The following is a 20,336-nucleotide window of genomic DNA, read 5'->3' on the forward strand; positions in this document are numbered from 1 at the left end:
TTGCGTCTGCTGGATAAGTTCGCTGGAGTTGCATGGTGCCCTAAGCGCACCGGCATCCAAGGGTCGTAGCGTGATCGAAATCTCGCGCCGCGACCGAAACAATGTTTTTCCGGCCGGGTCAGGGCAAACGGCCGATCACTGGGGGTTCAGATGGCCAATACGGGCGGCACCATCCATTCCGGCGTTTCTGGGGAAGTCTCCCTGCGCCAGCGGCGCACCCGCGCCTTCCTCCTCAGCACGGCACTGGTTCCGGCCCTCGCCGTGGGCGCACTCCTCGTGCCGACCGCGGCCGAGGCGGCCTGCAACAGCTCCGGTCTCTTCACGGTGACTGTGAACTGCACCGGCAACGATCCGAACGGTTTCGTCCTGCTGGACGTGCGGCCGGTTACCGTTAATGCCGGCGCGGGCGTCACCGTCCAGTCGGCGCCGTTCGGCAACGCCCTCACGATCGGCACGGCGGCCAGCATCACGAGCAATAATACGGCTGCGACGTTCAACGGCTTCATCGACGGTATCGCCTACGGTGCGATCGGCGACGTCACGATCAACAATTTCAGCGGGGCCTCCAACGGCCTCTTCGGCGACGGCATCAGCGCCGGCAGCCTGCTCGGCGATGTTTCGGTCCAGAACTTTACCGGATCGGCGTCCGGCAATGACAACGGCATCGAGCTGAGCGCCCCCGCCGGTGACATCAATCTTTCCGGCTTCGGCGGCCGCGCCACCGGCACGAACGGCGACGGCATTGCCGCCACCTCCATCATCGGCAACATCAAGGCCGACAACTTCGTAGCGGCATCCGGCGCTGGCCCCTACATCGTCGGCGGCACCAACGGCCTCGACCTTCAGACCACCATCGGCAACGTGAGCGTCCAGAATTTCGGCAGCTCCGCGCAGGGTGGCCAGAACGGCATCAATGTCTCGACCGACGTCGGGAACATCAACCTGTCCGGCTTCACAGGCAGCGCCCAGGGCACCGCCAACGACGGCATCCAGGCGCAGACGTCGAGCGGCAACATCACCGCCAACAACTTCGGTGCCAACGCCCTGGTGACCGGTGGTGTGAACGGCCTCGACCTCTCGGCCACCGTCGCCGGCAACATCAACGTCAATAACTTCGCCGGCACCGCCCAGGGCACCCTGGGCGCGGGCATCGTTGCCCAGACCGCCCAGGGCGACATCAACGTCAACAGCTTCTCCGGCTCGGCAACCGGCGGTCTCGCGGGCATCGCCCTCACCACCGACAACGGCGACATCAACGTCACCAGCTTCTCCGGCACCGCGACGGGCACGGGGCTGGTGAGTTCCGGCCTCTTCGCCTCCGCCGATGAGAACATCACCGTCTCCACCACCGGCGCCGCCAGCCTGTCCGGCGGGCTGGCCGGCGTGAACGTGCTCCAGGGCGGGGATGACGTGAACGTCACCCTCGGCGGCACGACGCAGGCCACCGGCGGCCCCCTCGGCTTCGGCGTCCTTGTCAACAGCGCGTATCAGGCCACCGGCAACGTGGACGTGAACACCGCCGGCGGAACCTCCGTTACCGGCGGCCTGGCGGGCATCGCCATCAACAAGACCAGCGTCGGCGGCGATGTGACGGTCAACACCAACGGCACCGTCACCGGCACGTCCGGCCTGGGCGTGGGTATCGGCGTCAATACCGTCATCGACCAGACGACCACCACCAGCATCACCACGGCCGGCACCACCACGGGCGGTTTCGGCGGCATCTTCGCGTCCACCGAGAGCGTATTCGGCAACGCCACCAGCACCATCGACACCCATGGTCAGGTGAGCGGCGGCGCCGGCGTGGCCATCACCGGCATCGCGACGGCGCAGGGCGGTGGCAAGAATGCCACCAGCACGGTCGAGCAGTACGGCGTCATCAACAACTCGGCGGCGGGCATCCTGGCCGTCGCCTCGGCCAACAATGTCGCGACCACCGACGTGCTGGTGGACAACACCATCGACGTGACCGGCTTCGGCGTGATGGCGCTCGCGTCCGGCAAGACCGGCTCGGTGACGGTTGAGACCACCACCGACGGTGCGATCACCGCGGGGGGCGCCGGCATCATCGCCGGAGCGGCCGGCGACGACTTCACGGTGGACGTGACCACCAACGCGAAGATTGACGCCGGCAGCCAGGGCATCATTGCCGGCCTGGTCGGCGACAACGGCACCGTGACGGTGACCAACAACGCGACAATCACGTCCGGCGGCTCGGGCATCATCGCCTTCAACACCGGCGGCGATACCACGGTGAACGTCGAGGAGAAGATCTCCGCCGGCGGCCTGTTCGGTGCGGCGGCCTTCGCCGGCGGCACCGGCGACGCCGTCCTGAACGTCAACGCCGTCATCGACCCGCCGGTCATCGGCGGCGCCGCGGTCACCTTCGGCTCGGGTCTCGCCCAGGCCAATGTGAACGCCAATGTCCAGGCCACCGGCATCGGCATCCTGGCCGGCAACGTCGGCACCGGCGTGGTGGACGTGAACATCAATGCCGGCGGGACCATCCAGTCCGACGGCATCGGCGTCTCCACCTTCAAGATCGGCGACGGCGCGACCACCATCGACGTCGACGCAGCCATCGGCGGCCTGACCGGGACGGCCACCGGCGGCGACGGCATCTTCGCCCTCGGCATCGGCAACACGCCCATCACCATCAAAACCACCGCCAACGGCACCATCAACGCCGGCGACGACGGCATCTCGGTGGCCCATCTGGGCTCCGGCGACATCGCCATCACCACCGAAGCCGTCATCACCGCGGGTGACGAGGGCATCCAGGTGCTCAGCGGCGCGCTGGCCCCCAGCTCGGTGACGGTGACCAACAACGCCGCCATCAACGCCACCGACAACGGCATCTTCATCCTGAAGGGTGGCGATGGCGACGTGACGGTGAACGCCAACGCCAACATCACCTCTACCAACGGCAACGGCATCGAGGCCAACGCCCTCTTCGGCACCGGCAACGTGACCGTGGCCCAGAAGGATGCCACCACCATCACCGCCGCCGACATCGGCATCATCGCCTCCAAGTCCTTCGGGACCGGCGACGTGAAGGTGACCATCGGCGAGGACAGCACCATCACTGCCGGCTCCGGCGGCATCGTGGCCCTCAAGGCCTTCGGTGACAGCGCCAGCGGCACCGCGGTGCTGGTGGAGACGGGCAAGAACAGCTCGATCACCGCGACCAGCGGCATCGGCATCACCGCCGGCCAGGGCTTCGGCGACGGCAACGTGGTCGTCACCACCGGCGAGGGCAGCACCATCAATGCCGGCCTCGGCGGCATCGCGGCCCTGAAGCTCTTCGGCGACAGCGCCACCGTGGGCGGCGACGCCGTGACGGTGACGACCGGCAAGAACAGCTCGATCCTGACCTCCGGCGTCGGCATCACCGCCGGCCAGTCGTTCGGCGACGGCAACGTGGTGGTGACCACCGGCGAAGGCTCGACCATCGGCTCGAACCCCTTCGTCGACCCCTCGGCGCCGGTCTTCGCGGGCATCGTTGCCGGCAAGGCCTTCGGCGATGGCAACCTGACGACCACCACCGGCCTCAACAGCATCATCTTTGCCGCGACCAACGGCATCACCTCGGCCCATCTCTTCGGCACCGGCGACAACAGCGTCACCACCGGCGAGAATTCGGCCATCCTGGCCGGAAACGACGGCATCTACTCGACCTCCCTGTTCACGACCGGCGCCACTTCGGTGACCACCGGCACCAACAGCCTGGTCTCTGCCGTTGACGATGGCATCGTCGCGGACAAGTTCGGCGGCTCGGGCGACCTGACGGTCACCATCGGTGCCACCAGCGCCGTGGTTGCCGGCGACGACGGCATCCAGGTGTCCAACCGCTCCTTCGGGACCGGCAACATCTTCGTGAACGTCCTCGGCGGCACCAACATCAAGCCCACCGTGATCTCCGCGGATGACGACGCCATCCACGCCCACGGCTGGGACAATGTGGATGTCACCACCGGTTCGTATGTCCAGATCATCGGTGACGCCAACAAGGGTGGGTCCGGCAACGCGATCCGCATCTCGGACGCGGACATCGCCACCGTGACCATCGGCACGAACAACGTCGTGTCCGGCTCGGGCCAGTCCTGGTCCAACGCCGTGATCTCGGTGCGCAGTGATGACGCGACCACCATCACGGTGGGCGCCGACTCGCTGGTGAGTTCCTGGGCCTACGCCAGCAACGGCGACATCGTCACCGCTGCCAGCGACATCGTGATCGACACCGACGGCGGTGCGACCCTCATCGAGAACTACGGCACCATCGTTGGTCGCGTCGGCCTGACCCACAACGACGACGTGTTCAACAACTACAGCTCGAACACCTGGGTCACGGTCGGCAACAACTACTTCGGCGCCGGCTACGACCAGGTGAACAACCCCGGCCGCGTGGTCACCGCGCTCCAGGGCGCGGTCGCCGAGACCACCTCGTTCAACGACCTCGAGCTCTTCAACAACGGCGATGCCGCCTATCTCGGCGCCGGCCTGCTCGACCTTCGGGACGAAGTCCCCGGCCAGATCGCCTGGAACGGCGCCCGCGACGTGACCTACGTGAGCGGCGTGTTCAACGGTACCGGCAACAGCACGGTGGGCCTCGACACCTTCGTCGGCGCCGCCGGCTCCACCTCGGACATCCTCCAGGTGGGCGGCCTCGACAAGGACGGCATCGCGATCGCCGGCCTCGTCACCACCGGCCAGACCGCGCTGCTGATCAACGACGTCAACACCGGACCCGGCGCGTGGAACCTCGCGGGTATCAAGGTGGTGGACGTGGTCGATCCGGCCGGCGTGACCTACGGCAAGAACACCCCCGGCGAGACCCCGAGCTTCGTGATCTCCTCGGCTTCGACGAACTACAGCGCCAAGTTCGGCGGTGTGATCGACAAGGGCCTGTTCTTCTACGACCTCCTCGCCATCGGCAACGACCAGTACCTGATCGGCATGCCCGACCAGGAAGCGTACGAACTGCCGAAGCTGGTCACCGGCGCCCAGGCCATCTGGCATGAGACCACCGGCGTGTGGCTCGACCGCCAGGCCGACCTGCGCACCTACCTGCAGGGCACGACCACGACCCTCGTCACCAAGGAAGGCGTGAAGACCGTCAACGGTGCTCCGGGCTCCGTCACCCCCGGCATCTGGGGCAAGGTGGTCGGCAGCTGGGGCTCGCGGGACGCTTCCGACAACTACAGCGCCTACGGCCGCTCCTACGGCTTCGACACCGGCTACAACCAGAACATCTACGGGTTCATGGCCGGCGCCGATTTCGGCAAGGAAGGCGTGTTCGGCCCGAACGACGCAGTGGTGTTCGGTGTCCTCGGCGGCTACCTGACCTCCGACCTCTCGTTCGACTCTTCGCAGACCTCGGCGAACTACTCGGGCGGCACGGTTGGCGTCTACGCCACCTACATCAACAACAACTGGTTCCTCGACGCCCTGTTCAAGGCTGACTTCCTGTCCATGGACTACGACGCCCCCACCCTCGTCGGGTCGGGCTACTTCGGTCAGTCCACGGATGCCAAGAACCTCGGCTTCGTGGTCGATACCGGCTACCGCTTCTACAAGTGGGGCGCGTCCGGCTTCGTGGATGGCCTTGCCACCCTCAGCTACGTGAACACCAACATTTCGAACCTCACCCTCGTGCCCGGCACGCTGGTGGACTTCGGAAACAACGACAGCCTGCGGGGCAGCATCGGTGCCCGGGTCGGAGCCAATGCCTACGACGCGGCCACCTACCGGGTCGAGGCCAGCCTCACCGGTCGCCTGTGGTACGAGTTCCTCGGCGACAATGCGGTCACGATCTACAACCCCGGCCTGCCCTTCAACACCGTCGATAATTTCGACGGGCTGTTCGGCGAAGTGGGCGTGGGCCTGAACTTCTTCGCCAAGGACAGCGGCTGGAACGGCTTCACCAATGCCGACGTCAAGTTCGGCGACAGCTACGTCGCCGGCAGCGCGAAGGGTGGCGTTCGCTACCAGTGGTGAGATCGCCCGATCGGGCTGAAATGAGGCGGCGTGCTCCGGCACGCCGCCTTTCCTCACTCAGCGGCAGGCGGATCGGCTCGACCCCCTTCCGGTTAAGGCACCAAAGCTTTTTCGAGTGAAGCGGATCCTGGTTCGCCCGAAAACGCGTCAACACGAGTGGATCAAAGCGGTGTGGTTCGACCTGCTCGCGACCGATGGGTTCCGTCTGTCGCAGCCGAACCACTAGGATCTGAAGCGATTGCCGTGAGCCGCTGCAAACGGAAGGCGCTTTCATGCGAGATGTCGGAGACGTCCGTGACCACTTCCCAATCGTTTTCCCTCCGTTTCGGTGCGGTGCTCGGCGCCGGCGCCGCTGTGATCCTGGCGGTCACCTGGCTGGTGGCCATGTCGGCAGCCGAAGCCCAGCAGCGCCCGGCCCAGCCGGCGGCTCCCGCTGCTCCCGCGGCTCCGACCGGACCGGTGAAGACCGAGACCCAACGCTTCGATAGCTGGATCCTGACCTGTCAGGAGCTTCCCCCGGCGGCCGGCGCCAAGACCTCCAAGAGGACCTGCTGGGCCACCATGCGCGTCACTGACGCCAAGTCGAACCGCGTCGTACTGGTCCTCAAGGTCGGCCGCGACGGCAAGGATGTGCCCACCGTCGCCGTCACCACCCCCACCGGTGTGATCGTGCGCGAAGGCGTCGACATCACGCTTGGACAGAACGTGCGGCGCCTCGCCTTCCAGACCTGCGGCCAGGCCGAGTGCGAGGCTTCCATCGCCTATGACCAGGCCTTCGCCAACGATCTCGCCGCCGCCAAGGAGGCGACAGTGGGCTTCTATCTGGCGGACGGTCGGCAGGTGAACGTCAAGGTGGCCATCGGCGGCATCGACAAGGTTCTCGCCACCCTGAAGAAGGGCTGATGCCCATGGCCGATAAGCGTGATTCATCGGCCATGGGTACACGCCCGCGCGGAGACTGAGCACTCCCTCTCCCGTACCGGTCAAAGGCCGGCGACGTTGGTATGCCCTGACGCTGGGAGAATCCCGATGGCGGGGTATTCCAAGTCCGAGTGGCGACTGAGCCTTCTGCCGGAAGAATTCCGCATAGGGGGTTATGAACCAGCCGGCGCACGTCGCAGCCGTCCTGTCTGCCCCGGACCGCTTGAGGCGCAGCATCGGGATGACGCGGCACCACCGGGTCGCGTCAGGAAAATGGGCAAACCGGCCATTCTGGAACGGTCTACGTGAGCCAAAGTGAGCGGAAAGCGCTCCGGGATCACTGGCCTCGACGGGTGGATAGGCCCAGGGATAACGGTAAGCGGCATGTGGACGTCGCCCGTTGGCTCATGGTTGCCGAAGACGATCGGCACCACGTCGAGGACGACGAAGTCACCCCCACGGTTCCGATCCGGCGGAAAGACTCGCTCACATTGGAAGCGCAGTCCGTAGCGTCCGATACGTAGGGCAACGCCGGACGGCAGCGGCTCCCGGGTCTGGCCATGGGCTCAGGTCACCGCCTCCACCGAATGCGCCGAGGTGCCACGCGGCAGAACAGATTATCGGGATCTTGAAGGAGCACGAGGCCGGCGTTCCGGTCGCGGAGCTGTGCCGGAAGCACGGCGTCAGCGATGTGAGCATCGGCAAGTGGAAAGCCCGCTTCGGCGGCCTGGAGGTGTCGGAGGCCAAGCGGCTGCGGGCGCTGGAGGATGAACGACCTGTTCATCGGCGAGCTGACCGAGGATGACAAGCTCGTCTAACTATTTGATTTAAATTGAATATTATGATGCGAAAAATTCAGATACCCCCGAATGTACCCCCATTCTTCGCCGCAGCCCCATTGAGCGCCGCAAATCAAAGGAGGGCACGAAATTCCGCGCGTGGGGCCTCAAACGGTCACACCCCATCCCCGCCTGAAAGAACTATATCCCCACCCCAGGCGGGGCGACGCGTGCGAGCGAGGCGGTTTTCGGATCGTAAGTGTAGCCGGTGATCGTCCCGTCCCTGATTCTCTCCATCGCTTCATCGACGATGAACAGCGGAACAAGGAACCACTCGCGCGGCACCACCGGCTGGCCGAACCTGTCCTTGATCTCGACGTCGAGGCGGGCGGCGCCGAAGATGCGGTGGATCAGGTTCTCAAGCCGGGTCCGGTTGATGTTGTACAATTCATAGGTCGCGACGATCTCGACGTCAGCCATGAGGAAGGTCGGATCGAGCCGTGCATTGGCGATCCGATGGCGAGGAGCTTCTCCTTGCCCTCAATCCGGTACTTCAGCCGCCAGAGACGCGAGCCGGTGGGATTCATCAGGAGATAGAGACCACCGCCGACCGCCAGCTTATAAGGCTTGTCGCCAGCCTTCGCCGCGCGGATGGCCGTGTCGGTCAGGGGCATTGGGGGCCGCCCTCAGTGGGCGTACGTTTCCGACAACCCCAAATTTGCCGGCTGCCAACGGATATCCCCAGACACTCCCGGAGCCTTTCGGACAGGAGAATTAAGCGTCTGTAAGGGTTTTTGGAGCTTTTTGCACCGACCCGGAAGGGTGAATGGTGCCAGGAGAGGCAACGAATAATTATATTAACTATCTGATATAAAATAAAGTAATCTTCTGACGAATTTTAGATACCCCCAAATATACCCCCAATTTGGCGGACTACCCCTCCACTGCCCTGCGCGCCTGTCGATCATACCCCCTTATCCCATCCCGGAAACAGCTCCTTCAGTCGCTCCACCGTATGGCGCCATTTCGGGGTGCGGGGGGCGCAGACGGTGTTCTGGTTGCCGAACATGCCGGCCTCGTTCACTGCCTGAGACAAGGGCCGGGTCGCGAGCCATTCCATAGGCACGAAATATTCGCACCGCTCCGGGTCGTCGGCGACAGTGCGGTAATGGCCCTTCATCACCTCCAGCGCCGGGCGCTCGACGCCGCTCTGGTCCGTCACGGTGAAGTTGGAGGCCGGGACAGAGCTGCCGCGCGCTCGGCCGACGCCGACAAAACCGTAGCCGGGCGCCTTCACCCACACCAGATCGCCATCCTTCAGCAGCTTGAGTGTGCCCGTATACCAGGAGCCGCCGCCCGCGCTGATGAAGCCGTAGCGGCGGGCGTCTTCCCAATCGCGTTCGCCATCGTGGCCGAAGCTGGCATAGAATTCGCCGTTCCACGGCTCCTTTTCGCCGGAGGCGCTGCTGCTCGACGCAGCCACCTGCGTCTCGACGGGATCGAGCAGCCACGCGCGGCTCAGCAATTGGCCGGCATCGGTCTCGAACACCTGAAAGCAGAGCACATTGATCGGAATGTCGCGGCGGTTGAGATAGCCGACGATGCGCTCGCTGGCAGCGTCCAGCTCGGATGCGACGATCACGATCTGGTGGCTCTGGTTGAGCGTGTCGGGATCCAGCTTCTGGCCGAAGCGGCGGGCGAAGGCCGCGTCGAGGCTGTCGCCACCGGAGAAGCGGGCATAGATGCGATTGAGGTCCTGCGCCTCCAGCGCCTCTGCCCAGGTGGCATAATCGAGAGCCTGCGCCACCACTTCGCGCGGGGTCTTGCCGCGCTTCAGCTCGATCAGGATCAGCGTGCCGTCGGGAGCAAGGGCGAGGAGGTCGATGCGGCCGGAAAAGCCGGTGTCCTCCTGCCGGCCGATCATCATCCATTGCCGGGAGAGGATATCCGGCGCGGCGACGATCATGTCTTCCAGCAGCGCCTCACTCGGCAGGCTCGCCTCGCGCAGCGGAGCCGGCTTTGCGCCGACACGCCAGAGACTGTGATGGATAGGCATGAGGCTCCTCTCAGGCGAAAGTACTACCCTTTCTCTAACGAAGTAATTATTCTATTTCCACGTCCGGCTGCCCTGCCATGAGCGCATTTATCCAGGCCAACGTCAGATCACGGCTGCGATATTGACCGAATTTTGCCATCTCCTCCCGCTCCAAGATAGGGAACGTAGAGAAAATATATCGGATATCGTCGCGGCTTTGCGCTGGGGCAGCGGGATCAAACACACCGTAGAGGACGAAATAAAGCGCATCGAGCTTGGCGCGCAGCTTGAGACGGCGGTTCTCGTCCCACATGAAGGGGGGCAGCACGACGCCTGACGCATCCACATGGCCCATGTCGCGCGCAAAGGGCGCCATGTCGTGGGCGGTATAGGTTAATTCCAGTACCACCTCGCGCACGATGGCGGCGGCGGTTTTCGGGCCGAAGGCGCGAGCATAGCCGGCAGGTGGAACGATGGGTAGCTGCTCGACGATAAACCAATTGAGATGCTGGCCCTGTACCTTCTGGCGGGCAATGAAATCGAAGGGCACGGTATTGAGATTTGCAGTCAGCAGCGGGAGCCGGGCCGGGTCCTTCTTCTCCGCATCAGGATCGAGTTCGATCAGCGGCAGAGTATTGCCGGCCGCGCCTGAGGGAATAACCGCAGCAATCATCGAACGCACATTCGTTGGCGATGTTACGTCCTTGAAACCAAGCGCATAAGGCGCTTGCGCCAGCCCGACAGGCGGCTGAATCCAGAATTGTGGATCGGCAAGCCAATCGGGATCGACGTGCTGTTCGTCCGTCGCGGGAAGTGGCTGGGCCGGGCGATTAAGGTTGCCGCGATTGACCACCACCGACGCCGCGCGGTGATCGAACGCTTGCACCATCTTGCCCTCGTAAAGCGGCACCCATTCTCCAGTTGCCGTCTGGAAACGGTTAGCTCCAATAGGCCAGGCGCCTTCTTTCTCCTCCAGTTCGTCGCGCGTGCGGAACAAGTGGCTATCGTTGGTCATATCGAACATGCGCACATAGCGCACAGGCCATGCCGCCACAGGCGCCCCGCCCGAGCGATCCACCAGTACCGGCAGGCGGGCATATATAGCGGTAGTAAGTGCCATATCTCGGCGGGTCCGGAAAATCGGCGCCGTGCCAGTATTGGGATTTACGCGAGCAAAATCCTCCGCCGCTACAGAGAAAGCGCGGTCCGGGTCGTGGATCTCCGCCACCGACTGAAGAAAAAAGCCGCACCTTGCATCTACAAATTTCCGTCCAGGGCTTGCTATCAACGCGCAAAATTTGAACCGGCCATCCACATCTGGAAAAAAGGGCGTAAGACGGTAGCGCGTCCGGCGGTTCTCGAAATCAAAGAGCGTCTTCAGATGACCGCCCGTGGCAATTTTGCTGAAGAAGGCACTAGCCGAAAGATCGGACGCGATGCCGCTAGGTGTCAGAAGCCCCACCATGCCGTCCAGCTTCACGAGTGCATGGGCGCGCTCAACAAACAGGCTGTAGAGATTCAGATCGCCGCGGCTAAGCAGCGGATAATGCCCCGTTGTGCGTGCCAGGCGCAAAGTGTCGGCCGCACGGGCGTCGGCGTGGAGGAAGGCGTCGTGGAGCGGATCACCCTCAGCCTTCAGAGCCGCGATCATGCGCGCACGGTCGGAAGCCCGTTGCGCCAACGCAATCTCCGGCTTACGAGCGGCGAACCATTCCACTTGCTGGAGTTTGATGCGGTCCCAAGGCGGGTTCCCTACCACCGCGTCAAAGCCGCCCTCGCGCTCCCTTTTTTCCCAGTTTGACCACACTCCGGGAAAGGCAATCTGCCAGTTCAAGAAGCGCTCCTCGGCGATTAGCCCGCGGGCGCGCTCCAGAATGGCAGAAAAGCGTTCTCCCTCCTCGCGTCGCGCGCGATCGAGTAGCGGCTGCGCCCGACCAGTAGCTATATCTATGGGATTGCCGAACTGGCCGTCGAGCCACGCCCGCACCGCCGCCTTGTCTTCGCGCGCCTTCAGGTCCAGCCAGTCAAGTGCGTGGAGCAAGGAAACGAAGGCATCGAGCGGGGCAACCTGTGCCTTAATGCCGAAGAAGGTAGCGGCGGACTGGTGGGCCTCGGCAATTTCAACGTCTACCGCGCGCTCGATCAGTTGCATGGCGGCGGCAGCTGACTGGGCCTCCTTCAATTCCTTGACATAGAGCAGTTCACCGCCGCCCCAGGCCGCCGCCTTGTCGATGGCGTCGCGCACCCACAAACCGAATAAACTATCGCCTGCGCGCAGATGATGGTCGACGAAGGAGAGAGGCGCACCCACGGTGAAGGTGTGGAGCCAAAGGGCAACCTTCGCCAATTCCACCGCCATGGGGTTCTTGTCCACCCCATAGATGCAGCGCTTAAGGACCATGCGCCGGACGATATGCCGGTCGTCGAGCTGGGCTTCGTCGATTGCCCATTTCGCCGCGCGGGCGTTACGCAGAATGGTAGTGCGAATATCCTCGATCTTTTCCGCCAGCGGCGAAACATAGCCAAGCTCCCGTCCCTGCGCTGCCGCCTCAGCCATGGCATCGAGCACATGGTCGGCCAACATATCCACGAGGCTCACCAGGAAGTGACCGGAGCCCATGGCGGGGTCGCAGATGCGCAGCCGCAGGATGGCCTCGGCCGGGTCCACCTCACGCAGTTCGCGGCGGCGCACCGCTTCGGATTCTTCGGGGTCGAGTTCAGCAAGCGCCGCATGGAACGCGCCAAGCCGCTCCGAAATGAGTGGCTCCAGTGTCTCGGCGAGAATCAGCCCCACGAGGTCGTCCGGCGTGTAATAACTTCCGCTATTCTTGCGGGCAAAAATATTTGGGCGCACCGAGAGCGTGCCGTCATCGCCACGGACCAGTTCGAACTCCAGCAATCGCTCATAGATTGAGCCAAGCTGCTGCACCGATAGATCGCGATAATTGATATATCGCCTTTCTCCGGTGGAACGCTCAAAGGAAAGGGCATCGAGGGCGCCAGCCATGACGGCATCGCCGATGCGCACCCGCGCGAGAAGCGGCGTCCCGTCGGTGGCGAACAGGCCGCCGTTGTAGGGCGGAATCCCGACGCTCGTATCGCCCCGGTCGATGATGCGCGCCAGGTCCGCCACATGCCCGAAAATACGCTCCGCGCTGGTGGAGAAGGTGTCACCATTCGACACACGCCTGCCTACGTCGAGCCGCAAGTTGCGCAAGGCATAGTCATCATAGCGCTTGTCGTTCACCGGCAGCAGCGCACGGTCTTCAGCGTAGAGCAGGAACAGGAGCCGATAGAGCAGCACCAACGCCGTATCGCGAACCTCGGCTAAGGGTGCTTCGGGGGCCGCCCCGGCGATGGCGCTGGCAAGGCCGGGGAAGACGATGGTAAACACCAGTTCCGACAGGCTAGATGCGACCTTCTCCTCATAGAAGGCCGCATCGGCGCGGGCGCGCTCGTGGAAGGTTCGCCGATCGACGCCTGTGCCGAGGAACGCTTCACGCGAAAACAGGACGGCAAACACGCGCAGCCAATGCTCGCGGTCCGCGTCGCCAGCGAAGAGGTCAGCACCGTCGAGGGCGAGAACACGAGATAGGTCGATTTCCAGAAACTGTTCCGACACCGAACGCGCACCAGCCCAATAGAGCCGCCACCGCGAGCCGTTGGTAAGGATACCCCAACGCAGACGGCCACCGGTCAAGTCGTCGATGCGCCGCAAATATCGCAACATCTGAGTTGATGGTGCAGTGGTCTCATCCTTACCCGATGCGCGGTCAAGGGGCCGAGCCCACCGCTTGCACTCGACGACGCCGAGGCCATGGGCATAGCGTCGCCATTGCTCGGCCTGTGCGTTGGCCGCCACCTTCGATGCGGCGTCGGCGAACAACAGCCCGTCCGGTACATCATCGCGGCCGCCGGCGGTCAGATTCTGCTGGCGTAGACTTTCGGACCAGCCAAGCGCCCCGAGCACGGGCCAAATGAAGTCATCTTCGGTCTGGCTTTCGTTGGTTCGGGTGCTCTTGGGAAACGGAGCAGCGATTTCGGCCAAACGGGCGCGAAGGCTGGCAGCGTCGACGGAGCGATAGGCTTCAGTATGCCTGATCGCGTCCGCGAGGTAGTCGGTCGTGAACAGCGAGCCAGAAATGAACGAAGCCGAATCGGACAAGGTTTCCCCCTGCATCCTCCGCTCAATACCCCCAGAGCCCCCCCCGGCAAAGCGCATTATCGGTCCGGTGCCTCCAACATTTCTCAATCAAGGCCTGAACCTAAGCGACCAAATCGCTACCTTTCCGTCGGGCGAGCAAGGCGCCAATCTGCGCCAATGTATCATCGTCTCCGCCGCAGGTTTGCGCGCCCATCCGCCCCATTACCTCGCCCTGCCGGTGGGGATCGATTCGGCCATATGAGGTGAGCGTGGTGGCGATGTTCTCGTGGCCGAGGTTCTGGCTCCAGGCCTTCAGCTCTTCCGGGGTTCGGCACATGGTTTGTGCCAGATGGCCGAGAGTATGGCGGAAGGAGTGGGGCGGGAAATAGGGCAGGCCCGCGCGCTCGAAGGCCCTGCGAAAAATCTCCCGCACGGGCGAGGCATTGCTCCAGTGTTCCCGCTCGACACCCACCGGCGCGAAGCCGCCATCGTCGCCAAGGCCCATGCGGGTGCGGGGAAAGAGCGGGTCGGCCGGGCCGAACAGGTGGACCTTGCGCAATTCCTCGATCCAGGCGAGCGCGATGGCGGCGAGGTCGTCGCCCACAGGGAAGAAATAGGTGACGATGGCCTTCGCGAACTTGGTCTCGACGCTGTTCGGGTCCTGCGCCACCACCGGGGTCTTGCCGGACGTGTCCACATGGCCAAGGGACAGTGAAACCAGCGCCCGGTCGCGGATGCCGGTCAGGAGCGTGAAGGCGACAAGGGCGCGATTGCGCCGGTCAATCACGGTCTCCCCCGGCATCGCGGCGACGGTGGCGCGCACCTGATCGAGGCTGGGGAAAGGGCGGAGCTTGGCCGCCTTGGCGCGAGCCGCATCCTTGTTCGAGGGCGACAGATAGTCGATGTCCGCCATGTGGACCTTGGACTTGAAGCCCGGCTGCCACGACAGCCAGGTGAAGAAGTCTTTCAACGCGGTCAGCGTCGTCGCCTGCGTCGAGGCGCTCAGGGCCTCGCCGGTGCGCATACCCTCGGTCTCGGCCAGCCGCGCCTTGAAGCCCATGGCCTGCTCGCGCCGGAAGGTCTTGAAGTCCTTTGCGGCCGTGTACGCCTCATAGCGGGCGAGGGCCTTGCGCACGGCATCGAGCGTCGCCTCGCTCTTGCCCTTGGCTTCCTTGAGATAGCGAATATAGTCCCTCTTTAGGCGCTCATTGGACGGGTTCAATCTCGTCATCGCGTCACACCTCCTCGAAAGCACGGTTTGCACTGGGGTCGGAACAACCCTTCATTCGTTCCGGGGCCAGCGTGTGCAGATCGATCAGGCAGCTGAGGGCTGGCAGGTCGGCCCGGCGCACCGTACGGTGCATGGGCGTTCCGCAGCAGGCGCAGAGGGCGGCGAGGCGAGCGACCTTCTCATTGCGGAAAGACAGGTCCGCCGTCCCGCCCCACGGCGCGCGCGGCACCCGGCAGCGGAAGCAATAGAACTCGCCGGGGCGGCATGTCTGGCGCCGATTCTCCCGCCGCTTGGCAAGGAAGGCCTTCAGGGCCGTGCCGTGGATCAGCAGGGGGCGCCGGTCGTCGATCGCCGCCAGCCCCTCCTTCAGCCACCGCCGCACGGTGTTACGGTGGATGCCGAGGAGCTTGGCGATCTCGGCCACCTCATAGGTGGTGCCCTGCTTCACCCTCTGCGGCGAGCACCGGCGCGGCTTGCGGGCGCGCATCCCCTTCACCCCCGCCGCCCCGTGGCGATGCGATCGGCAATCCAGCCGTCGATCTCGGCCTCGATCCAGGCGACGCACCGCTCGGTGAGGGCCACGGGCTGGGGGAAACGTCCCTCCCGCATATAGGCGTAGATGGTGCTACGGCTGAGGCAGGTGCGGGCCTTCACGGCCTCAAGGCGCAGGAGAGAGGGGCGGGTCGTCGTGTCGTTCGCGCTCATCGGTTCCATCCGGGTCCGAGTGGATATGGACGGAAGGATGGGCGCGACGCGGACGGTAAAATAGCTGGGCGAATTTGAAAAAACGTAGGCTGATCAGCCCATTAATCGGGCCGAGAGATACCCCAAGTCACCTAGAAAGGTATCTCGTCGTCAAGGTCGGAACGGAACGAACCAGAGTAGGGGTTTTCCTGAACCAGGGGGCCGGTTTGACCAAACCCACCTGAAGGTTCTGGCGCATCCTCCGGGGTAGCCGGAGCGCCACCGTTGGGCCGCCAGTTCGCGACCTTGGCAATATCCTCGATGCCGGTGGCGTTCGGCTTGCCCTTGTGGAGAAGCCCGTATTCGGCGGCGTGCTCTTCAAGCCACTCCTGCAACGCCTGCTTCACTGATTTGCCCCGCAGGCGCTTCGGGTCGGCGGTCACAGCACGCCATGCAGCATTCGCAGCGGCGAGCTTCGGGGCATAGAATGGACCGCGCCGATCATCGAAATCACAAGCAGGTACAGGCTTAATTCTAAAGAACTGATCGAAATTTCCCGCAGCTGCATACCAATGAATTATATGCTTACTGTGAATTAAACTTTCATCAAAATCTATATCGTTATTGAATGAGCTGTTGTGATAGACCTCTCGCATCAGCGGAATTTCGTTATCAATAACTGCGTGTTGCAAAGCGTGAATGACTGGCAGTGTGATGCGCTGAATCGCCAAGGGCCACCGCCCAAATGCCGTGCCATGGAGGAGCGCGGGATCATAGCCGTGGCTCAGAAGAGCTGCTTGATAGACGGTGAACTGCTTTACGAGGCGCCAACGCTCCAGATCGGACATAGCCGTACCGCCAGTTGATTCGCTGGCATAGTTTCCGTCTAACGCGCGGCAAGTCCAACGCTGTCCAGCGGCACGATGCACAACCCGGATCAATCAGAGCTGCGGATTGGATTCAGTCCGCAGCCTCCCGCAGCCCGTCCAGATGATCCGCCCACCATGCCATCATCCGCACCCGCTCCTCCCAATGCTCGCCCCGCAGATAGGCGCGGCGCACTTCATTGTTCTCGGCATGGGCGAGCTGGCGCTCGATGGCATCCGGATTCCACAGGCCGCTTTCGTTGAGGAGCGTCGAGGCGGAGGCGCGGAACCCGTGGGCGGTGGCGATGTCCGGACCGAAGCCCAGGCGGCGCAGGGCAAAGTTCAGGGTATTCTCGCTGATCGGCTTCTTCGCCGCGCCGATGCAGGGAAAGGCGAAATCCTCCTCGGCCGTGACCGCATAAAGGTCGCGCAGAATGGCTACCGCCTGCGGCGGAAGCGGGATGCGGTGGGGCCGGCGCATTTTCATGCGTTCGGCAGGGATGGACCAAACCGCCTTGTCGAGGTCGAACTCGGTCCAGCGCGCGGCGCGCAGCTCGCCGGGGCGAGGAAACAGCACCGGCATAAGTCTCAGCGCCGCGCGGGTCGCCGGCTGGCCCTGATAGCCGTGGATTGCCTTCAGGAGCTTGCCCAGTTCGGCCGCGGTGGTGACTGCGGATCGGTGCTGAACCTTCGGCGTCGTCAGGGCGCCGCGCAGGGCGAAGGTCGGGTCGTTCTCGATTCGGGCGGTGGCGATGGCGTAGCGAAAGATCGAGCCGATGACGGACCGCATCCGCCTCGCCGTCTCATGGTGGCCCTTGGCCTCGATCTCCCGCAGGGCCTCCAGCACGTCGGCGGAGCTGACTGCGCCGATATCCCGGTCGCCGAAATGGGGGTATGAGAAGCCTAGCAGCCAACGCCGCTTCGCCAGCGTGATATCGGCAAGCCCCTCACGGGTCAGCTTGGCGAGGTGCTCCTCTGCCACCGCGCGGAAGGTGTTGACTGGCGCTGCCTTCGCCTCCTCGCGTGCCCGCTTCTTGAGGGCCGAGGGGTCGCCACCATCGACGATCGCCTTCTTGGCGTCATCGCGCCGCTCCCGGGCCTTCGCGAGCGACACCTCAGGATATGGCCCAATGGCGAGGAGCTTCTCCTTGCCCTCAATCCGGTACTTCAGCCGCCAGAGACGCGAGCCGGTAGGATTCACCAGGAGATAGAGGCCACCGCCGTCCGCCAGCTTATAAGGCTTGTCGCCGGCCTTCGCCGCGCGGATGGCCGTATCGGTCAGGGGCATTGGGGGGGCGCCCTCAGTGGGGGTACGTTTCCGATACCCCCAAAAGTACCCCCAAATTTGCCGGCTGCCAACGGATACCCCCAGACACTCCCGGAGCCTCTCGGACCGGAGAATAGAGCGTCTATAAGGTTTTTTGGAGCTTTTTGCACCGACCCGGAAGGGTGAATGGTGCCCAGGAGAGGACTCGAACCTCCACGCCCTTGCGAGCGCCAGCACCTGAAGCTGGTGCGTCTACCAATTCCGCCACCTGGGCCCCGGACGGCGCGTGGCCGTCAGGCAGGGCCTTCACATAAGGGGGGGCGCGGGGCGTGTCAATAACACCCGCGCACCCCGCGACCGAAAGGTGTGAACAAGCGCGTCGGCCAGCCCCGGAGCCCTTCCGCATCCCGGTGGCGCGCCCGGCGCCGACCGGCCAGCATCAGCGACCCGGCCGGTGTCCCGCCCCTTGTCCCGCGCCCCTTGGCGTCAGTGTTCGAACTTCGCCGGGCGCTTCTCGATGAAGGCCGCCATGCCCTCCTTCTGGTCGGCGACGCCGAACTGGGACTGGAACACCCGCCGTTCGAAGCGGATGCCCTCGGCCAGCGTGGTCTCGTAGGAGCGGTTGACGCTCTCCTTGGTCTGCATGGCCACGGCTGCGGACATGCCGGCGACGGCCTTGGCCACCTTCAGCGCCTCGTCCAGCAGTTCGGCGGCCGGCACCACGCGGGAAACCAGGCCCGCACGCTCGGCCTCGGCGGCATCCATCAGACGGCCGGTGAGGCACATTTCCATGGCCTTGGACTTGCCCACGAAGCGCGTCAGGCGCTGGGTGCCGCCGGCGCCGGGCATCACGCCCAGCTTGATCTCGGGCTGGCCGAACTTCGCCGTATCGGCGGCCAGGATGAAGTCGCACATCATGGCCAGCTCGCAGCCGCCGCCCAGCGCAAAGCCCGCCACCGCCGCGATCACCGGCTTGCGGGCGCGGGACAGGCGCTCCCACGAGGTGATGAAATCGTCGAGATAGGTCGCCGGATAGGAGAAGACCTGCATCTCCTTGATGTCGGCGCCGGCGGCGAACGCCTTCTCCGAGCCGGTGAGCACCACGCAGCCGATGCCCCGATCCTGCTCGAACGCATCCAGCGCCGCGTTCAGCTCGCCGATGAGCTGGCCGTTGAGCGCGTTGAGCGCCTGCGGGCGGTTCAGCCGGATGAGCCCCACGCGGTCGTGCTGCTCCACCAGGATCGTCTCGTATGCCATCCCATTCCTCCTCGTCGCCCGGCGTGACGCCGGTGCCTCTTCCGCGTGACGCCAAATCCGGCACCAAGTCCGGCACCAAGCCTGCGGTCACCGTGCTCTATCGCGTCATGGGGGCAAGGCGAAGAGGCAATCCCGCACACGTGCCGTGCAGGCCTGCCTCCCCTTGGCAGGTTGCCTTTGGCAGTTTGCCTTTGGCCGGTTGCCTGCGGCAGCTACCTTTGACAGGTGGGGCAGTAGAAGGTGGAACGCCCGCTCTGCACGATGCGGCGGATGGTGTCCTTGCAGTGCAGGGTCTGGCAGGGCTGGCCCTCCCGGCCGTAGACCTTGAAGGTATGCTGGAAATAGCCAAGCTCGCCATTCACCTGGCGGTGGTCGCGCAGGGAGGAGCCGCCGGCGTGGATCGCCTCGCGCAGCACGTCGCGGATGGCGGTGACAAGCCGCTCCGCCCTCCGGGTGGGCGCGCCATCGGCGGTGGCGAGGGTGTGGGCGAGGCGGCGCGGCGACAGGCCGGCGCGGAACAGCGCCTCGCACACATAGATGTTGCCGAGGCCCGCCACCAGCTTCTGGTCCAGCAGCGCCGCCTTCAGGGCGGTCTGGCGGCGGGCGCAGGCGCGGGCGAGATATTCGGCATGGAAGCCGTTGCCCAGCGGCTCAGGCCCCAGGCCCGCCAGCAGCGGATGGGACATGATCTGGTCGTAGGGGACGATCAGGATGGCGCCGAAGCGCCTGGGATCGTTGAAGGTCACCGTGGCGCCGCCGGCCAGGTGCAGCACCACGTGGTCGTGCGGGCCGCCGGCCGCGCGCGGATGGTGGAAGCGGCCGGGCCGGCCCTTCACCGGTGCGCCCTCGATGCGGATGGACCCCGACATGCCGAGGTGCAGGATCATCACCTCCCCGCCATCCAGGTCGGCGAGGAGATATTTGGCGCGGCGACCGATGGCCTCGACCCGGCGCCCGGCCAGGCGCTCGGCGAAGTTCTCAGGCAGGGGCCAGCGCAGGTCCGGCCGACGGGCCTCGGCGCTTTCGATCACGGCGCCCTGCAGGACGGGCATGAGACCGCGGCGGACGGTCTCCACCTCGGGCAACTCGGGCATGTCTTTCTTATACTCGGTGGGCGGGCCGCAACCGGCGCGCGAATCGTCACGGCCGAGTAGG

Annotated in this window: 12 protein-coding genes, 1 tRNA gene and 2 pseudogenes; 3 read left to right on the forward strand and 12 right to left on the reverse strand. The window is 64.6% G+C overall.

Annotated features, from left to right (window positions below; all coding sequences use genetic code 11):
- Positions 1 to 150 precede the first annotated feature (150 nt).
- The 3 genes and pseudogenes from K9U41_RS00440 to K9U41_RS00450 form a co-directional block, all read left to right on the forward strand.
- The gene (locus K9U41_RS00440) at positions 151 to 5,997 is read left to right on the forward strand and encodes a hypothetical protein (RefSeq protein WP_282638868.1); all 5,847 of its coding nucleotides are present in this window, start codon (positions 151 to 153) and stop codon (positions 5,995 to 5,997) included.
- A gap of 294 nt (positions 5,998 to 6,291) precedes the next feature.
- Positions 6,292 to 6,900: an invasion associated locus B family protein gene (locus tag K9U41_RS00445; RefSeq protein WP_282638869.1), complete on the forward strand. Its 609-nt coding sequence runs from the start codon at positions 6,292 to 6,294 to the stop codon at positions 6,898 to 6,900.
- Between the two features lie 634 nt (positions 6,901 to 7,534).
- Positions 7,535 to 7,690, forward strand: a pseudogene (locus tag K9U41_RS00450) (transposase); the annotation flags it as partial.
- A gap of 208 nt (positions 7,691 to 7,898) precedes the next feature.
- Here the strand turns inward: K9U41_RS00450 and K9U41_RS00455 are convergent.
- The 12 genes and pseudogenes from K9U41_RS00455 to mutM all read right to left on the reverse strand — a co-directional run.
- Positions 7,899 to 8,213: pseudogene (locus K9U41_RS00455) on the reverse strand (GIY-YIG nuclease family protein); the annotation flags it as partial.
- On the reverse strand, positions 8,108 to 8,371 hold the full coding sequence (locus K9U41_RS23830) for an Arm DNA-binding domain-containing protein (RefSeq protein ID WP_349237816.1): 264 nt from the start codon (positions 8,369 to 8,371) through the stop codon (positions 8,108 to 8,110). The gene K9U41_RS23830 and the pseudogene K9U41_RS00455, both read right to left, overlap by 106 nt.
- A 290-nt stretch (positions 8,372 to 8,661) precedes the next feature.
- The gene (locus K9U41_RS00465) at positions 8,662 to 9,753 is read right to left on the reverse strand and encodes a hypothetical protein (RefSeq protein ID WP_282638870.1); all 1,092 of its coding nucleotides are present in this window, start codon (positions 9,751 to 9,753) and stop codon (positions 8,662 to 8,664) included.
- A gap of 46 nt (positions 9,754 to 9,799) precedes the next feature.
- A complete protein-coding gene (locus K9U41_RS00470) occupies positions 9,800 to 13,912 on the reverse strand; it encodes an Eco57I restriction-modification methylase domain-containing protein (RefSeq protein ID WP_282638871.1) in 4,113 nt (1,370 codons plus the stop codon).
- An 85-nt stretch (positions 13,913 to 13,997) separates the two neighbouring features.
- A complete protein-coding gene (locus tag K9U41_RS00475) occupies positions 13,998 to 15,107 on the reverse strand; it encodes a tyrosine-type recombinase/integrase (RefSeq protein ID WP_282638872.1) in 1,110 nt (369 codons plus the stop codon).
- A gap of 4 nt (positions 15,108 to 15,111) precedes the next feature.
- Positions 15,112 to 15,594: a helix-turn-helix domain-containing protein gene (locus tag K9U41_RS00480; RefSeq protein ID WP_282638873.1), complete on the reverse strand. Its 483-nt coding sequence runs from the start codon at positions 15,592 to 15,594 to the stop codon at positions 15,112 to 15,114.
- 5 nt (positions 15,595 to 15,599) lie between these two features.
- Entirely contained in the window at positions 15,600 to 15,812 is a 213-nt protein-coding gene (locus K9U41_RS00485; protein WP_282638875.1) for a helix-turn-helix transcriptional regulator, read from the reverse strand.
- Between the two features lie 131 nt (positions 15,813 to 15,943).
- On the reverse strand, positions 15,944 to 16,639 hold the full coding sequence (locus K9U41_RS00490; RefSeq protein WP_282638876.1) for a hypothetical protein: 696 nt from the start codon (positions 16,637 to 16,639) through the stop codon (positions 15,944 to 15,946).
- A 112-nt stretch (positions 16,640 to 16,751) separates the two neighbouring features.
- Positions 16,752 to 17,945 (reverse strand): tyrosine-type recombinase/integrase, encoded by a 1,194-nt coding sequence (locus K9U41_RS00495; protein WP_282638877.1) that lies wholly within the window; start codon positions 17,943 to 17,945, stop codon positions 16,752 to 16,754.
- Positions 17,946 to 18,111: 166 nt separating this feature from the next.
- Positions 18,112 to 18,198 (reverse strand) — tRNA-Leu (locus tag K9U41_RS00500).
- 212 nt (positions 18,199 to 18,410) lie between these two features.
- On the reverse strand, positions 18,411 to 19,181 hold the full coding sequence (locus K9U41_RS00505) for an enoyl-CoA hydratase (RefSeq protein WP_282638878.1): 771 nt from the start codon (positions 19,179 to 19,181) through the stop codon (positions 18,411 to 18,413).
- Positions 19,182 to 19,393: 212 nt separating this feature from the next.
- Entirely contained in the window at positions 19,394 to 20,275 is an 882-nt protein-coding gene (gene mutM / locus K9U41_RS00510; protein WP_282638879.1) for a bifunctional DNA-formamidopyrimidine glycosylase/DNA-(apurinic or apyrimidinic site) lyase, read from the reverse strand.
- Between the last annotated feature and the right edge of the window lie 61 nt (positions 20,276 to 20,336).

The organism is Xanthobacter autotrophicus (genome assembly GCF_029991245.1).
Lineage (GTDB): Bacteria > Pseudomonadota > Alphaproteobacteria > Rhizobiales > Xanthobacteraceae > Xanthobacter > Xanthobacter autotrophicus_C.

Excerpts from the sequence above, each read along its gene's own strand:
- K9U41_RS00440 (WP_282638868.1), top strand. The coding sequence starts at position 151 with ATGGCCAATACGGGCGGCACCATCCATTCCGGCGTTTCTGGGGAAGTC.
- K9U41_RS23830 (WP_349237816.1), bottom strand. The coding sequence starts at position 8,371 with ATGCCCCTGACCGACACGGCCATCCGCGCGGCGAAGGCTGGCGACAAG.
- K9U41_RS00465 (WP_282638870.1), bottom strand. The coding sequence starts at position 9,753 with ATGCCTATCCATCACAGTCTCTGGCGTGTCGGCGCAAAGCCGGCTCCG.
- K9U41_RS00470 (WP_282638871.1), bottom strand. The coding sequence starts at position 13,912 with ATGCAGGGGGAAACCTTGTCCGATTCGGCTTCGTTCATTTCTGGCTCG.
- K9U41_RS00475 (WP_282638872.1), bottom strand. The coding sequence starts at position 15,107 with ATGACGAGATTGAACCCGTCCAATGAGCGCCTAAAGAGGGACTATATT.
- K9U41_RS00480 (WP_282638873.1), bottom strand. The coding sequence starts at position 15,594 with ATGCGCGCCCGCAAGCCGCGCCGGTGCTCGCCGCAGAGGGTGAAGCAG.
- K9U41_RS00485 (WP_282638875.1), bottom strand. The coding sequence starts at position 15,812 with ATGAGCGCGAACGACACGACGACCCGCCCCTCTCTCCTGCGCCTTGAG.
- K9U41_RS00490 (WP_282638876.1), bottom strand. The coding sequence starts at position 16,639 with ATGTCCGATCTGGAGCGTTGGCGCCTCGTAAAGCAGTTCACCGTCTAT.
- K9U41_RS00495 (WP_282638877.1), bottom strand. The coding sequence starts at position 17,945 with ATGCCCCTGACCGATACGGCCATCCGCGCGGCGAAGGCCGGCGACAAG.
- K9U41_RS00505 (WP_282638878.1), bottom strand. The coding sequence starts at position 19,181 with ATGGCATACGAGACGATCCTGGTGGAGCAGCACGACCGCGTGGGGCTC.
- mutM (WP_282638879.1), bottom strand. The coding sequence starts at position 20,275 with ATGCCCGAGTTGCCCGAGGTGGAGACCGTCCGCCGCGGTCTCATGCCC.